Origin of the sequence: Chlorobaculum parvum NCIB 8327 (genome assembly GCF_000020505.1) — a bacterium.
GTDB lineage: Bacteria > Bacteroidota > Chlorobiia > Chlorobiales > Chlorobiaceae > Chlorobaculum > Chlorobaculum parvum_A.
The window spans coordinates 2,249,767-2,265,346 of record NC_011027.1 but is presented as its reverse complement, the minus strand read 5'-3'; the positions used below and the strand labels follow the sequence as shown (position 1 = coordinate 2,265,346).

General features: G+C 56.4%; 16 protein-coding genes, 1 tRNA gene and 1 pseudogene. 16 read left to right on the top strand and 2 right to left on the bottom strand.

Annotated elements, in window-relative coordinates; all coding sequences use genetic code 11:
- The 5 genes from murC to CPAR_RS10430 all read left to right on the top strand — a co-directional run bounded on the left by murC (window position 1) and on the right by CPAR_RS10430 (window position 6,687).
- A complete protein-coding gene (gene murC / locus CPAR_RS10455; protein ID WP_012503282.1) occupies window positions 1–1,416 on the top strand; it encodes a UDP-N-acetylmuramate--L-alanine ligase in 1,416 nt (471 codons plus the stop codon).
- Between the two features lie 30 nt (window positions 1,417–1,446).
- The gene (locus CPAR_RS10450) at window positions 1,447–2,340 is read left to right on the top strand and encodes a cell division protein FtsQ/DivIB (RefSeq protein WP_012503281.1); all 894 of its coding nucleotides are present in this window, start codon (window positions 1,447–1,449) and stop codon (window positions 2,338–2,340) included.
- A gap of 196 nt (window positions 2,341–2,536) precedes the next feature.
- Window positions 2,537–3,862, top strand: coding sequence for a cell division protein FtsA (gene ftsA, locus CPAR_RS10440; protein WP_012503280.1), 1,326 nt, complete (start codon window positions 2,537–2,539; stop codon window positions 3,860–3,862).
- 51 nt (window positions 3,863–3,913) lie between these two features.
- Window positions 3,914–5,206, top strand: a complete 1,293-nt coding sequence (gene ftsZ, locus CPAR_RS10435; RefSeq protein ID WP_012503279.1) for a cell division protein FtsZ — start codon at window positions 3,914–3,916, stop codon at window positions 5,204–5,206.
- Window positions 5,207–5,388: 182 nt separating this feature from the next.
- Window positions 5,389–6,687 (top strand): acetyl-CoA hydrolase/transferase family protein, encoded by a 1,299-nt coding sequence (locus CPAR_RS10430; protein ID WP_012503278.1) that lies wholly within the window; start codon window positions 5,389–5,391, stop codon window positions 6,685–6,687.
- A gap of 197 nt (window positions 6,688–6,884) precedes the next feature.
- On the opposite strand, the pseudogene bchU reads toward CPAR_RS10430, so the two are convergent.
- Window positions 6,885–7,902 (bottom strand): annotated as a pseudogene (gene bchU / locus CPAR_RS10425) (bacteriochlorophyllide d C-20 methyltransferase BchU).
- Window positions 7,903–8,108: 206 nt separating this feature from the next.
- Between bchU and CPAR_RS10420 the strand changes: the two are divergent.
- Window positions 8,109–8,315, top strand: coding sequence for a hypothetical protein (locus CPAR_RS10420; RefSeq protein ID WP_012503277.1), 207 nt, complete (start codon window positions 8,109–8,111; stop codon window positions 8,313–8,315).
- Here the strand turns inward: CPAR_RS10420 and pgeF are convergent.
- Complete coding sequence (pgeF, locus tag CPAR_RS10415) at window positions 8,293–9,069, bottom strand: peptidoglycan editing factor PgeF (RefSeq protein WP_012503276.1); 777 nt, start codon at window positions 9,067–9,069, stop codon at window positions 8,293–8,295. The two genes, CPAR_RS10420 and pgeF, sit on opposite strands and share 23 nt — an antisense overlap.
- Window positions 9,070–9,276: 207 nt before the next feature.
- Between pgeF and galE the strand changes: the two genes are divergently transcribed.
- The 10 genes from galE to nadD all read left to right on the top strand — a co-directional run bounded on the left by galE (window position 9,277) and on the right by nadD (window position 15,562).
- A complete protein-coding gene (galE, locus tag CPAR_RS10410) occupies window positions 9,277–10,263 on the top strand; it encodes a UDP-glucose 4-epimerase GalE (RefSeq protein ID WP_012503275.1) in 987 nt (328 codons plus the stop codon).
- A 52-nt stretch (window positions 10,264–10,315) separates the two neighbouring features.
- Entirely contained in the window at window positions 10,316–10,612 is a 297-nt protein-coding gene (locus CPAR_RS10405) for an AtpZ/AtpI family protein (protein ID WP_012503274.1), read from the top strand.
- Complete coding sequence (locus CPAR_RS10400) at window positions 10,609–11,001, top strand: hypothetical protein (protein WP_012503273.1); 393 nt, start codon at window positions 10,609–10,611, stop codon at window positions 10,999–11,001. The genes CPAR_RS10405 and CPAR_RS10400 overlap by 4 nt, the downstream gene beginning before the upstream one ends.
- 9 nt (window positions 11,002–11,010) lie before the next feature.
- Window positions 11,011–12,063 (top strand): F0F1 ATP synthase subunit A, encoded by a 1,053-nt coding sequence (locus tag CPAR_RS10395; protein ID WP_012503272.1) that lies wholly within the window; start codon window positions 11,011–11,013, stop codon window positions 12,061–12,063.
- Window positions 12,064–12,194: 131 nt separating this feature from the next.
- The gene (gene atpE / locus CPAR_RS10390; RefSeq protein WP_012503271.1) at window positions 12,195–12,422 is read left to right on the top strand and encodes an ATP synthase F0 subunit C; all 228 of its coding nucleotides are present in this window, start codon (window positions 12,195–12,197) and stop codon (window positions 12,420–12,422) included.
- A gap of 88 nt (window positions 12,423–12,510) precedes the next feature.
- On the top strand, window positions 12,511–13,038 hold the full coding sequence (locus CPAR_RS10385; protein WP_012503270.1) for a F0F1 ATP synthase subunit B: 528 nt from the start codon (window positions 12,511–12,513) through the stop codon (window positions 13,036–13,038).
- Between the two features lie 15 nt (window positions 13,039–13,053).
- Window positions 13,054–13,599 (top strand): ATP synthase F1 subunit delta, encoded by a 546-nt coding sequence (gene atpH / locus CPAR_RS10380; protein ID WP_012503269.1) that lies wholly within the window; start codon window positions 13,054–13,056, stop codon window positions 13,597–13,599.
- Window positions 13,600–13,712: 113 nt separating this feature from the next.
- Window positions 13,713–13,785: transfer RNA gene (locus CPAR_RS10375), tRNA-Ala, on the top strand.
- A 452-nt stretch (window positions 13,786–14,237) separates the two neighbouring features.
- On the top strand, window positions 14,238–14,975 hold the full coding sequence (locus CPAR_RS10370; protein WP_232203909.1) for an outer membrane protein assembly factor BamD: 738 nt from the start codon (window positions 14,238–14,240) through the stop codon (window positions 14,973–14,975).
- Entirely contained in the window at window positions 14,975–15,562 is a 588-nt protein-coding gene (nadD, locus tag CPAR_RS10365) for a nicotinate (nicotinamide) nucleotide adenylyltransferase (RefSeq protein WP_012503267.1), read from the top strand. The genes CPAR_RS10370 and nadD overlap by 1 nt, the downstream gene beginning before the upstream one ends.
- Window positions 15,563–15,580: the final 18 nt, after the last annotated feature.

Here is a 15,580-nt window from a genome sequence, read left to right as displayed (position 1 = left end):
ATGGAGCTGGGCAGAACGAGGAATGTGCATATCGTCGGCATCGGTGGGGCGGGCATGAGTGCCATCGCCGAACTGTTGCTGAAATCGGGCTTTTCGGTCAGCGGCTCCGACCTGGCTTCGGGCGAGGTGATCGACAAGCTGCGCGAGCTTGGCGCTGTCGTGTGGCAGGGCCATGAGGCCGAACATGTCGGCATGAGCGATGTGGTGGTCTACTCCTCGGCTGTGCGCCCCGAGAGCAATGTGGAGATTCAGGCCGCTGAGAAGCAGGGCATTCCGGTCATCAAGCGCGACGAGATGCTTGGCGAGCTGATGCGCTACAAAGTCGGCATCTGCGTCTCCGGCACCCACGGCAAGACCACCACCACGGCCATGATCGCGACCATGCTGCTCGAATCCGGGCAGTCCCCGACCGTAATGATCGGTGGCGTGTCGGACTACCTGAAGGGCAGCACGGTGGTCGGCGAGGGGCGGCACATGGTGATCGAGGCCGACGAGTACGACCGGGCATTTCTGAAGCTCACCCCCACCATCGCCGTTGTCAACAGCCTCGAATCGGAGCACATGGACACCTACGGCACGATGGACAACCTGCGCGACAGCTTCGCGGCGTTCGCCAACAAGGTGCCGTTTTACGGCCGCGTGATCTGCTGCGTGGACTGGCCGGAAATCCGGAGCCTGATTTCGCGCCTGAACCGCCGTTACACCACCTTCGGCATCGAAGAGCCTGCCGATGTGATGGCTTCGGACCTCGAAGCCTGTGAGGGCGGTAGCGTTTTTACAGTCGAGGCGTTCGGCGAGAGCTATCCCGGCGTGCGGCTCGGTGTGCCGGGGCGCCACAACGTGCTCAACGCGCTGGCAGCCTTTTCGGTCGGTCTTGAAATCGGCCTGCCGCCGGAAAAGATCATCGCCGGACTCGGCGCCTACACCGGAATGCGCCGCCGTTTCCAGATGAAGTTCAAAGGCGGGAACGGGTTGCTTGTCGTCGACGATTACGCGCACCACCCCTCCGAGGTCAAGGCGACCGTCAAGGCTGCGCGGCATGGATGGAAAGAGCATCGCATCGTGGCGGTGTTTCAGCCACATCTCTACTCCCGTACCTCGGAGTTCGCCGTCGAGTTCGGCTGGGCGCTTTCGCGGGCCGACGCGATCTACGTGGCTGGCATCTACCCGTCGCGGGAGCGCACCGAAGATTTCCCGGGCGTGACCGGCGAGCTTGTCGCCGAGGCGGCGCGCAAGGCCGGTGCGAAGGAGGTGACGTTCGAGCCGGACAGCGAGCAACTGCTCGACTCACTCCGGCAGGAGGCCGGGCCCGATACGCTGATCCTTTTCATGGGCGCAGGCGACATCACCCACCTGGCCACGCGATTTGCATCAATGTGTGCCGATGAAGGAACCGCAACCGGAGCGGCCGGATGAGCCTGCCCGGCGATAACGGAGAGTGCAGCGATGGAAAACCAGGAGCATGAACGCTGGCATGAGGAGCCGCTGAACGAGCTGCCCGGCAACGAGCCCGAGCTGCCCGAAGCAGACCACTCGGCGCCCCGCTCAGGCAAGCTCCGTCGCCTGTTCGGCGCTACGCCGGTCATCATGATTATGGTCGTGCTGTTGCTCATGGCCGTCGCCGCACTGGCCTGGTACGCGACCCAGTGGAAGCAGGGCGTCGCCGTCGAACGGGTGGTCGTCAGCGGCGCAAGCCTCATCCCTGCATCCGATCTGGATAAGCGGCTTGCGCGTTTCAGGAACCGGCCGCTTGAAGAGGTCAGAATCGACGATGTTCGCCGGGCGCTCTCTTCCGAGCCCTGGATCGGGAGCATGACAGTCAGCAAGGAGCTGAACGGCATCCTGCGGGTGGTTATCGAAGAGCGCCGACCGGCAGCACTGCTTGTCGAGGGTGAGCATTACCGCGTTATCGATACTGAAGGGTTCGTGCTTCCCGATGAAGGGGTTTCGAGCCGCTTTCACCGTCTGGTGAAGGTGTCGGGTGCCGGGCGTCTTGGCTCAGCCCCCGGCAGAGGTGTGAATCGCCTGAATGAGGGTGATCGCCAACTGCTGTTCGTCTTGATTGATGCGTTTGCTGCAGCACCTCATGCGGGCCTGCTGCTTTCGGAAATTCATCTCGCGCCAGACAACCGTACCTGGTTTTCCGTAGCTGGTTCTCCCATTCGGTTTGTTGTCGGCAATGCGGGGAATTTCAAGGAAAAATTGAAAAAATTCGAGATATTCTGGCAACAGGTTGTAGCCAAAAAAGGTATAGATTGTTACGAGTCGGTCGATCTTCGTTTCCGGGACAGGGTGTTCGCCAGCGAACCGGAGTCTGAGGCAGAGCCTGCAGCGCCATAGACCCCGCCCGCATTATCGGAAGGCGCTCGACATACCGATGAACTTCAGGGATTCTCTCTTCATTTTCGTGAGAAGCCTGAGCCCAAGGTGGATGGCACGAAGAGCCCTGAGCGTACCCGACTTGTCCTGACTAACGCGGTTATCGTGTTTTGGAACAAAGCAATAGCGATGCCCAACATTGAACATAGAACGCCTCATGCTCAAGAGCAATATTGTAATCGGTCTCGATATAGGTACTACCAAGGTTTGCGTCGTTGTCGCGGAAAAGGATGATCTCGGCAAGCTCAACGTTCTCGGCAAGGGGCGCGCCAACTCCGAGGGGTTGCAGCGGGCCACAGTCGTTAACATCAACAAAACCGTCGATGCCATCAGCAAGGCGGTAGCCGATGCCGAGCGCGAGTCCTCAATCAAAATCAAAGGCGTGAATGTCGGTATTTCCGGCGCGCATGTCCACTGCATCTACAGTAACTCCGAAGTCAGCGTCAACCAGTCGGGCATCGTCAACGAGTCCGATGTGCGGCGCTTCCTCGAAAAGGCCAAGACCAACATCCGCTATCTCGACATCGACCACGAAATCATCCACGTTATTCCGCAGGAGTTCATCGTCGATGACCAGGAGGGGGTGCTCGATCCGATCGGCATGGCCGGTATGATCATGCGCGGCAGCGCCTATATCGTTGTCGGGCTTCGCACCAAGATCCGCAACATCAAGCAGTGTATCGAGAAGGCGGGCCTCGAAGTCAATGCCATGACCTTCGAGCCGGTCGCTTCAGGGCTGGCCGTGATGAAGGAGAGTGAGAAGCGGAGCGGTACGGTGGTGATCGACATCGGCGGTGGCACGACCGAGGTTGCCATCTACATCGACGGCGCGATCCGCTACTCCGAGGTGATCAAGGTGGCCGCCAACGACGTGACGCACGATGTGGCCTTCGGCGTCAAGGCGCTCAACGACGTGGCCGAAGATGTCAAGATCCGCTACGGCTGCGCCTGGACGAAGCTGCTCGAAGAGGATGAGGAAATTACGATCGATGGCATCGAGGGACGGCCACGCAAATCCTTGCCGAAAAGTTCGCTCACGGTCATTATCGAAGCGCGCATGATGGAGATTTTCGAGCTTGTGCGCGACATCATCAAGCGCTCGGGCTACTACGAGTATCTGAACGCGGGAGCGATCATCACCGGCGGGGGCTCGCTTTTGCCGGGCACCGTGGAGCTGGCCAGGGATATTCTTGGCCTCGATGTGCGTACCGGCTATCCCGAAGGGGTGTCTGGCGGCATCAAGGATGCGGTCAACAATCCGATGTATGCAACCGTCATGGGGCTGGTGGCTCATTCGCTCGAAAACAGTCTGTATCAGGAGCACGGTATGGCCGAGCCTTCGTCTGCCGGTCAGCAAGCGGCAGCTTGCGATTTACCGCAGTCAGATTCGGCGGCCGCAGGGGCCGACCCTTCTCAGGAGTCGCAACAACCTGCGGGCAACAAGTTTGTCGATCGGCTCAAGAAGTTCTGGGATCAGTTATAGTCAGCATAGAATGCATCCTGCAGTGGCAGGATAAACAAGGGATAGAATAGTATGGCATTTGAACTCGATCCGGGCCTGTTCGACGCCGATCAGGGCAGCGGAGTCAACATCAAGATTGTCGGTGTCGGCGGTTGCGGCGGCAACGCGGTCAACAACATGATTGACAGGAAGATCAGCGGCACCGAATTCGTTGTCTTCAATACCGACCGGCAGGCGCTTCTGAACTCGAAAGCCCCGGTACGGGTGCAGATAGGCAAGAAGGCAACCAACGGGCTCGGCGCAGGAGCCGACCCGGGTAAAGGTCGGCTGGCTGCCGAGGACGACCGTGAACTGATCGCGACCCAACTTCGCGGCGCGGATCTGGTCTTTATCGCCGCGGGCATGGGCAAGGGCACCGGCACCGGCGCGGCCCCGATCGTGGCCTCTATCGCCCGCAACATGGGCATTCTCACCATCGGTGTGGTTACCCGCCCGTTCAGCTTCGAGGGGCAGATCAAGGCACGCATCGCTGATGGGGGAATCACCGAGCTGCGCAAGTATATCGATACGCTCATCATCGTCGAAAACGAGAAAATCCTGAGCATCGCCGATGAAGGGGTCAGCGCTACCGAGGCCTACAACATGGCCAACGACGTGCTGTTCCGTGCGGTCAAGGGCATTGCCGATATCATCACCCACCACGGACACGTCAATGTTGATTTTGCCGATGTCCGCAGCATCATGCAGAGCGCGGGAGATGCGGTCATGGGCTCGGCAGCTGCTGCCGGAGAGCGTCGCGCCCTGAAGGCTGCATCGGATGCCGTCACCAGCCCGCTGATGGAGGGGGTCGCGATGCGCGGCGCCAAGGGGGTGCTGGTGAACATCACCGGCGACGTGACCATGCGCGACATTGCCGAGGCCATGAACTACATCGAGGAGCAGGTCGGTAGCGAGGCAAAAATCATCAACGGCTACGTCGACGAACCGCAGGTTAGCGGTGAGATTCGCGTGACGGTGATCGTCACCGGTTTCAAAAGAGTGGAGCCGTCACATGAGCAGCAGCCATCGGCGCCTGGCCGAAAGGAGGCTTCGGTGCCCAAGCCGCCGTCGGCGCAGGGGTTTGGCCGCCCGACCCATCCGGCCGCCGTCGGGATGCCCGAACAGGCGGTTGAAGATCGCAAAATTCCGGCCTATATCCGCAGAAACCTCTCCATTACGGAGCCTTTCGACATCGGCCGTACCGGGGAATCTTCGGAAAGCAAGGCGCCGTTTACGCCCGAAAGCGGCGATAACGAACAGATTGAGAAAGGTTCGACCGATACCCCGGCCTATCTGCGCCGGAAAAACAACTCTCCCCTGCCGTAAGGCATACCGGGAAAAGGGCGAGGCCGCTTTTCCCGGCCCTACCCTGAAACCATTGTTTTCTCATTCGTTTCAGAAGCAAGGCGTTCATTAAAACATTTCCGGGGCATCCGCCTTTTCGTAGCCGCGTCAGGCTGGCCGAGGAGCGGAATGCCCGCAACCAGTTCAACAAGGAGAGTGCGTTTATGTCCTACCGGACAATATCTGCCGAAGAGGCCGTCATGGCGATCAAATCGGGCGACCGAGTGTTCATTCATACCGCGGCCGCAACGCCGCAGCGACTGGTCGCCGCGATGGTTGGCCGGGCCGATGAGTTGCGTGACGTCGAGATCGTCAGTCTGCACACCGAGGGCGACGCGGCCTACGTCAGGCCCGAGTACCAGCAAAGCTTCAGGCTCAACGCCTTTTTCGTTGGCCGGAACGTTCGTTCTTCCGTGCAGTGTGGCTATGCCGACGCGATTCCGATTTTCCTGAGCGACGTGCCTGCGCTGTTCTACGACAACGTCATGCCGCTCGATGTGGCGCTGGTGCACGTCTCCCCGCCCGATCGGCACGGTTACTGCTCGCTCGGTGTGTCAGTCGATGCGGCCAGGGCCGCCGTGCACACCGCTAAACACGTCATTGCGCAGATCAACCCCCACATGCCGCGCACGCACGGCGAAGGGCTGCTGCACGTCAGCAAGATTCACGCGCTGGTCGAGGTTGAGGATCCGCTGCCGGAGATTCCTCCGCACGAACTGACCGACGTCGAGCGCCAGATCGGCCAGCACATCGCCTCGATTGTCGAGGACGGTGCGACTCTGCAGATGGGCATCGGCGCGATTCCCGACGCGACGCTTGCCGCGCTGACGAACCACAAGGATCTGGGCATCCACTCGGAGATGTTTTCCGACGGCGTGGTCGATCTGGTTGAAAAGGGGGTCATCACCGGCCGCCACAAGAGGACGCACAACGAGATCATCGTGGCGAGCTTTCTTATCGGCAGCCGCAAACTCTACGATTTTGTGGACGACAACCCGCTGGTCGAGATGTTCGGCTCGGACTACGTGAACGACACGAAGGAGATTCGCAAAAACCCAAAGGTGACAGCCATCAACAGTGCGATCGAGATCGACATGACCGGCCAGGTGTGTGCTGACTCCATCGGCCACCGCCACTTTTCAGGCGTCGGTGGCCAGATGGACTTCATCCGCGGCGCGGCGCTTTCCCCCGGCGGCAAGCCAATCATTGCGCTGCCCGCAACCACCCGCAAGGGCGAATCGCGCATCGTGACGCAGCTCAAGCCCGGCGCGGGCGTGGTGACGACGCGGGCGCACGTGCAGTACGTCGTGACCGAATACGGCATCGTCAACCTGCACGGCAAAAACCTCCGCCAGCGAGCAGAAGCGATGGCCACCATCGCCCACCCCGACTTCCGCGAAGAGATCCTCCGCCAGGCGCACGAGCTTTACGGACGGAAGAGCAACTGTCCGGTTGACAATTGATAATGGATAATTGGGGGAATTTGCCGCGCTGCCGTTGATTGGTGGTTTTGTAGGGGCAGGTCTCGCGCCTGCCCTATTGCTCTTGGGCATCCAGGAAATGGTTCCTTTGTCCCCATCATCTAACGAGAAAAGGCTGCCCGATGAGGCAGCCTTTTCAGCGAAGGATCAAGTAATGGAATCTCTTGCCCTCCGAGCTCTTACGGCTTCACAGCCTGAACGAGCAGGTGGTCGTACTTGCGCACCATGGTGACATCCTTGTAGCCGAGGCTTTCGAGAATCTCCTTGTAGCGGGCCTGCTCCTTGAAGCCGAGCACCGAGAAAGGCATTCCAGCGCCGAGGATGTAGTGGCTCAGGTAGTCGAAGTTCGGGTTTTCCGGATCGTCGATCACCATGTCGAGAATCAGCAGACGACCGCCGGACTGCATGGCGTCAAACGCCTTTTTGCACATGATGGTCGAGAGCTGCTCGTTTGCCGAGTAGAGGATACGGCAGAACATGACCGCGTCGGTTTCCGGGTAGTCCTCTTTGTAAATATCGACGGCGATGCCGCGAAGACGATCGGCTACGCCCTTCTCGGCGGCGTTTTCATTGACCAGATCGATGGCGCCGGGCAGGTTCAGAATCGTCGAATCGAGTTCCGGGAAGTGCTTGAGCATGGCAGCGGAGATGTCGCCGATGCCGCCGCCGACGTCGATCATCTTCTTGACGCCGTCGAGCTTGGCCTCTTCGAGCAGGAGCTGGATAGCGAACTTTGCATTACTGCGGTGAATTTCCTCGAAGTAGAGGTTATCTTCGCGGGTAACCGGCGGATAGGGCACCTGGCCCTTGAAGTTCTTCTGGCCCCTAACGGCGTCGGCAAGGCCCATGTAGAAATCATCGGCAAGGAACGCCATCGCCTTGGCAACCGGGGTCTGATGCAGGTTCGGCTCTTTCGGGTTCGGGGAGAACATGTACTTCTGCGAACTCGGTCAATGACCACTTTCCATCCTCAAGTTTAATGACGCGCATCTGGCGGAGTGTCTCAAGGAGCATTTCGAGACGGGGCGGCACCGAAGCGGTATCGGCAGCCAGCGTTGCGAGGTCCTTGGGCCCTTCGGCCATGTGGCTGAAAAGGTCAAGTTCGATAGCGGCTTTCATGCAGCTGAACTCGATGAGGCCCTTGAAGACCAGCTCGTTGGCCCTGTGGTAGTAGTTCAGGAGGTCATTGTTGCTCATTGTCGATAATTGTCTTTATTAGAATAAGAGACGGGTAAAAAACGGAAGTGCCGGCGCACTTTATTTAGAATTGCCAATTTAGACCAAAAAGAGCTGTTAACCAACAGCGAGGCCAATAAATTCACCGCTCTTCAGGGCGGGATGTTCTCTGGATTCCCTCAGAATCGTTTAACGGCGTCACCCGGCGCATAATAAGGAGATGCATCATGTTATCCAGCCTGTCCAAACTCACCTCTGAGCAACTCGAAGAGATTCGTTCCCTCGAACAGAAGCTCGGCAAAACCCTGCTTTCGTTCTCCACCTACGATGTCGTATCGGATGACCTCAACCCGGACGACATCGCCGCCCTTCAGGCCCTCGAAGAAAAACTCGGCACCATGCTGGTGGCCGTCAGGGGGTTGAAGAGGTCCTGAGCCCGATCAGCGCGAGCATCCGACCGGTTTTGCCGTTGTCTCGGCGGTAGGAGAAGAATCGGTCGGCGTCCCGGTATGAGCAGAACTCCGAGCACTGCACCTGCGACGGCGGGATGCCCGCTTCGAGAAGCTGGTCGCGGTTCGCCGCCGAGAGATCGAGCAGTTTCCGCCCTTCGCCGGATGGCGATGGCTTGAAGTAGCTGTGCTCGAAACGGGCCGCTACTTCCGCGCCTATTTCGTAGCGTTCGCTTGAAATGCCGGTGCCGACCCAGGCGAGGCAATCCTCCGGACGGCTTCCGAATGCTTCGCTCATGGCTTCGACCGTCTTTTCGGCGATGCGACCTGCCGTGCCCTGCCATCCTGCATGTGCTGCGCCGCAGGCTCCCGTCCGGCGGTCGTGGATCAAAATCGGATAGCAATCGGCGGTCAGGATACCGACGAAGATTCCAGGGGTATTGGTGATAAGCGCGTCATATCCATCGAGCTTGCCCGGTTTTGTGACGATGGCAATCTCCGTGCCATGCACCTGCCCGGTCGTCACGATGCTCCCGGGGCTGATCCCCAGAAAAGCGCAAAGCCGCTGCTCATTCTCCCGCACACACTCCGGATCGTCTCCGACATGCGTCCCGAAATTCAGCGACTCCATCGGCGCAGCACTCATGCCTCCCATGCGGGTCGTCTGAAGCGCCACAAGCCCCGCAATGCCGTTGAAAATTGATGGTCGAAGCGGAGTTATTCCAGAGCTCTTAGGCATGATTTTTTGCTCGATGGTTTGCAGGAGTTGGTTCAGGCGCTGTAATGAGTATCAGCCTCTGATTTGAAGTTGTGCATTTCATCAGGCAGTTCCAAGCGAGCATGAGGATGCAGTGCAGGGCTTTTCCCGGCATGATCTTTCCGCTCTTTTTCCGTCAGGAAGTGTTATCTTTGGCTTTCCCGAAACTCACAACCTTGCGTTCCGGCTATGAAGATTCTCGTTATCGGCGGTGCTGGTTATATCGGTAGTCATGTGGCTCGTGAGTTTCTCGATCGTGGCTACCAGGTGACGGTGTTCGACAATCTTTCGACGGGTCGTGAAATGAACCTGTTCGAGGAGGCGGAGTTTGTTTTCGGTGATATTCTCGATACCGAAGCGGTTTCGTCAGTCATGGAGCGCGGCTTTGACGGTTGCGTGCACCTGGCGGGCCTGAAAGCGGCGGGCGAGTCGATGGTCAAGCCCGAGAAGTTTTCGACAACCAATATCTGCGGTGCCGTTTCGGTGATCAACGCAGCAGCGGCAAGCGGAATTCGCTGCTTTCTCTTCTCTTCATCCGCAGCCATTTTCGGTAATCCGGCTTATCTGCCGATAGACGAAAATCATCCCAAAGATCCGACCAACTACTACGGCTTTACCAAGCTCGAGATCGAGCGGATGCTGGAGTGGTACGACCAGCTGAAAGGCTTGAAATTCGCCTCGGTCAGGTATTTCAATGCCGCGGGCTACGACGTCCGCGGAAGGGTCAGGGGGTTTGAGCTGACCACGGCCAATCTGCTGCCGCTCGTTATGGAGACTGCCGTGGGAATGCGCAAGGAGTTGCTGGTGTTCGGCGATGATTACGATACGCGGGATGGAACCTGTATTCGTGATTACATCCACGTCAACGATCTGGCGGTTGCTCATGTGTTGGCGTTCGAAAAGGTCCTCCAGACCGGGAGTAGTCTTTCGGTCAATCTTGGCAGCGAGACCGGGGTGACTGTTTTCGAGATGCTCGACGCTTCCCGCTGCATCACCGGCCAGCCGATTCCTGCCCGGGTGGTGGAGCGCAGGCCGGGGGATCCGCCGGTACTTGTGGCCACTTCGGCCAAGGCGCGTGAACTGCTGGGCTGGATGCCACAGTACAGCGATCTCGATACGCTCGTCGAATCGACCTGGAATGTATATCGCGACGTGATGACGGATTCCCGTTCCTGACGGCGATCGGCGGGTTTCAGTTTTCGTTTTGATGGCAAAGGGGAGGATTGTGATGGTTTATGACAGAAAAAAGGATAAATTCCCCGACCAGTTTGGCAGATCGGTCAGGGCGATGTCGGATTATCTTGGCGTCGGCGTGCAGATTGCGGCAAGTTTCGCTTTTTTCGTGTTCCTCGGTTACTGGGGCGATTCGAAACTCGGCACCTCGCCGCTGCTGATGCTTGCCGGAGTGCTTGTCGGGATGGTCGGCATGGGACTTGTGCTCATGAAGATCGTCCGGAAAGCCAATCGCAACCATGACCTCAACCAGCAGCAACGCGGAAATCATGAAAAGGATCTACGGATATGAAGCCGTTGTTTGATTTTCTTATAAAGTTATTTATCTTGTCCGTCATTTTATGGGGGGTTGTGTACTGGGGAGCTGCAAGTTACCCGGTCGACATGGGCTCGGTTTTCGTTGCCTGGCTCATGGTTATCCTCAATAGCCTGGTAGGCTATCTGCTCTTTGAATATGCTTTTGAGAAGGAATCCAAGGTTTTCACGCTGGTCGTGTTCGGCGGAGTTGCACTCAGGCTTCTGGTGGTCATGGCGCTGGTGCTGGTCATCAATCTGCTTGGTCTCGTCAAGCCCATCGATTTTGTCGTATCCTTCATCACCTTCTACTGCATGTATCTGGTAATCGAGGTTCTCGCTTATCAGAAAAAAAACCAACAGAAAAAAAACGCTGCAAGAAACTGACAAGCCGGTATGCGAGTTAAAGCGAATTCGAAAATTCTGGCACTGATTGTGCCTGTTCTCCTGAGTCTGAACAGTCTCGTGTGCGCCAATCCGGTGCAGGAAGATATGTCTGCTCATGAATCGCTGCCCGCAGCTGCCGCTCCTGCCGAGGTTCACGCTCCGGTAGAAGTACATAATGCAGCAGGGACTCACGTCGAAACCGCTCATGAATCGGCTGTCGAAGGGCATGAGGAGAAGGCCGGTGATGTGATCATGCATCACGTTCAGGATAGCAATGTGCTTGCCTTCGAGCCTTTCGGCGAAATCGAACTTCCGCATCTTCAGCTCGGCTCACTCGATATTTCGATCACCAAGCATGTGGTGATGATGTGGGTCGCAGCCGTTATTCTGATCCTTGTCGGTGCGGCTGCCGGTGCCGGAGTCAAAAAAATATCGGTCAAGCAGGCTCCCAGCGGTATTGCCAACGTCATGGAGGCGCTCGTTGATTTTATCCGCCTCGATGTCGCCAAATCGAATATCGGGCACGGTTACGAGAAGCACCTTCCGTATCTCATCTCAGTGTTTTTCTTTATCCTCGTTTGTAACCTTCTCGGTCTGATTCCCTACGGTGCTACTGCTACCGGCAATATCAACGTTACTCTTGCCCTTTCGATTTTCACCTTCTTTATCACCCAGATTGCTGCTTTCAAGGAGCTTGGCGTCGGAGGATATGTCAAACATTTGACGGCGGGCACGCACTGGTCGCTCTGGATCATTATGATTCCGATCGAAATCATCGGACAGTTCACGAAACCGGTCGCACTGACCATTCGTCTTTTCGCGAACATGACCGCAGGTCACATCATCATTCTCAGTCTTATTTTTATCAGCTTCATTCTGGAAAGCTATATTGTGGCGGCTGCCGTATCGGTTCCGTTCGCGATCTTCATCTATCTGCTTGAAATATTTGTTGCATTCCTGCAGGCATTTGTTTTCACGATGCTCTCGGCGCTGTTCATCGGTCTGGCTACGGCTCATGAGAGCCATGACAGCCACGAGCTTGAAGCTTCCGGTCATCACTGAGCCGGGCTTGGCAGGTTCGCCTGACTCCTGACACGAGCGGCTATCAGTCAACACAGAATTTTTTCTTTTTGAACCGCTACAAAGAGTAGCATTCACTTTTAAAACAAAACATCCACGGAGGCAATTTAAAGATGGAAGGAATGGGTTTGGGTTACTTGGGTGCCGGTGTCGGCGCCGGTCTGGCAGTTATCGGTGCAGGTCTTGGCATCGGCAATATCGCTGCTTCCGCAGCTGAAGGCACCGCCCGTCAGCCTGAGGCTACCTCTGATATTCGTACCACGATGATCATCGCGGCTGCTCTTATCGAAGGTGTCGCACTGTTCGGTGAGGTTATCTGCGTGCTTCTCGCCTTGAAGTAATACAGCGTTGCCAAAAGCTTAAGCCGTCTGCGGTGCTTTTTTGAAAGGCTGCAGACGGATTTTATCAATCTGTTAAAGAACAGCGTTCATGTTAACGTCAGGGATTATTCTTCTCAGTGGCGGGCTTCTCTCTCCGAATCCGGGTCTTATCTTCTGGACTGCCGTCACCTTTGTGATCGTGCTGGTCATTCTGAAAAAAATTGCATGGGGACCGATCGTTTCGATGCTCGAAGAGCGCGAAAAGGGAATTCAGTCAGCCATTGACCGTGCACACACGGCCAAAGAGGAAGCCGAATCCATTCTGAAGAAAAACAAGGAAATGCTGGCCAAGGCAGATGCAGAGGCCGACAAAATCATCCGGGAAGGCAAAGAGTATGCCGACAAGGTTCGCTCCGAGCTGACCGAGAAGGCGCAGGTCGAGTCCCAGAAGATGATCGCCGCCGCAAAAGAGGAGATCGAGCAGGAGAAGCGTCGTGCACTCGACGTGCTCCGCAACGAGGTCGCCGATATGGCGGTGAAGGGTGCCGAGAAGATCATTCGTACCACGCTCGATGCTGACAAGCAGAAGGCCGTGGTCAACGACATGATCAATGAAATGGCAGCCAAGCGTAACTGATAAACATTCGGAACTATGTCAAGTGCAATTGCAAGCCGCAGATACGCATTGGCTTTGCTCGAGGTGGCCATTGAGGCCAATTTTCTGGATACGGTCACCGAAGACCTGTTGAAAATCCAGGAGGTTCTCAGCGGCAGCCGTGAATTATTGCTGGCACTGAGAAGCCCGCTGATCAATGTCGATCTCAAATCACGCATTCTCGAAGAAATCTTCGGCAAAGAGGTTGGTGAAAAGACGATGATTTTCATCAAGCTGCTCGCTCACAAGAAGCGCGCAAATCTTCTGCCGACCGTGATTACTGAATTTAGCTCACTGCTTGACGAGCGTAACGGTGTGATCAACGCCGATGTGAAAAGCGCCGTCAAACTCAGTGACGAACAGGCCAAGGAACTGGTTAATGGTCTTTCGATCCGTACCGGCAAAAAAATTCGGGCCAAGATGTCCCTTGATGAAAAACTCATCGGTGGCGTGACTGTCAAGATCGGTGATACGATTCTCGATGGAAGTATCCAGCATCAGCTTCAGCTTCTCAAGTCCTCGCTCATTGCCGAGCCGGCCTGAGATCTGAAAGAAAGAGTTTGAAAAAGCCTGCCATCGAGCAGGCTTTTTTTTGTGCTGCTAAAAAAATATATTGGTTAGCTTGATGCAATGGTCACAGCATGTGATTGCATTCCGGGGCTTTAGCTCAGTTGGTAGAGCGTCTCGTTCGCAATGAGAAGGTCAGGGGTTCGACTCCCCTAAGCTCCACAACCCGGCATGAATGGTACCTGTTTTTGCTCTCGATCATCGAAGGAGATTTGCCGGATTTTCTTTCAGACGGAGCCTGGAACTGTCTCGACAGCTTCGGTATGCCGTCAATGGCCGAGTCCTGACAGAACGCCGCTGCGCCCCTGTTCACGTTTTCCAGCTTCGCTTCGGTATGAATTTTCCCGGGTGCCGGTCGCCTGTCGGTTGGAAAGCACAGCCAACCTGTTTGTCATTCATTCATTTGCTCTAAGGGAGTCGTTATGTCTCAATCGGTTAAGAGAAAGCCGTTACGCAAGATTCTGCCAGGTCTCTTTTGTATCGCCATAAGTTTATCTGCCTGTTCTTCCTCGAAGTTGCCGGCCGAGCAGGTTTCAACAGTTTCTCAGGCTGAAAGCCAATACCAGCGGGCTACGGAGCTGATTGACAGAAAAAAGTATGACAAAGCCATTGTCGTGCTTGAATCCCTGCTCTTTTCGACCCGGGCGACCAATCTGGAAGATGACGTCCTCCATTCGCTGGCCAATTCCTATTACCAGAAGAAGCAGTACCTGCTTGCTGCGGACATGTATCGCCGCCTGTTGCAGCAGACCCCGGACTCTCCTTTTGCAAAGAGTGCTCAGTTCGAGCTTGCCAAGTCGTACGAGCAGCTCTCCCCTTTTTATGAGCTCGATCAGGAGTACACGGTCAAGGCGATCAACGAGTTCTCCACCTATCTGGATGAATATCCGCTCGATGATTCAGCCCAGGCGCAAAGCGATGCAGAACTGTACAAAGAGCTGCTGAAGGTCAATCCGACAAACGCTTCGTACAAAGCCAAATACGACGAGGCGATGGCTCAGCTTTCGAATGGAGCGCCAGCCAGCTACAGTAAATCGGCTATACTGAAGCTGAGGGACAAACTTGCGCATAACCGCTATTCGATTGCCCTTCAGTATGTCAGGCTGAAAAAGTACCGCGCAGCCGATATTTACTTCGATGTTGTCATCAATCAGTATCCCGATACGAAGTGGGTCAAGTCGGCATGGCTTGGCAAGGTCGATACAAACATCAGGCGCAACAAGTGGTTTGAGGCCCGCCAGACCATCGAGCGCTTTCAGCAGCTGTATCCCGATAACAGCAAAGAGGTTGAGGCTTCCTACAAGAAGGTTATGGAGCACTTCTCCGAGGCGCGCAATCCTGAATCGAAGTAGTGCGAACTGGGATTTTCGGCGGAAGTTTCGACCCTCCACACAACGGCCATCTGGCCATGTGCCTGTTTGCGAGGGAGCTGCTTCGGCTTGACCGACTCATTGTTTCGGTATCGCGAAATCCCTTCAAAACCGGCGCTCACGCTTCGGATGACGACCGGGTCTCGATGGCCCGGCTTCTGACGGATGAAGTCAACGCCGCAGGCCGGTTTGCCGAATCAAGCTCGTGGGAACTGGAGACGGATGGGCCTTCGTACACGGTCGATCTGCTTCGCCATATCGCCGATCTCTATCCCGACGATGAATTGCTGCTGCTGGTAGGTGAGGACAGTTACCGGCAGATGGGCCAGTGGAAGGCTGCATCGGAAATTCCCAGGCTCTGCCAGATCGTCTATTTCGGGCGTGAAGGCTATGAAAATTGCCAGCATGATGCGGAAGCACTTCACTTGCCGGTACGCCGTATCGATTTCGATATGCCGGTTTCCGCTACAGAGATCCGGCGGCTTGTCGCAGCCGGGCAGCCGGTTTCCCAGCTTGTCCCCCCATCGATCAACCACTACATTGCGGAGCACGGGCTCTATCGTTCCTGAGCCCGCCTTTTCGTCCCG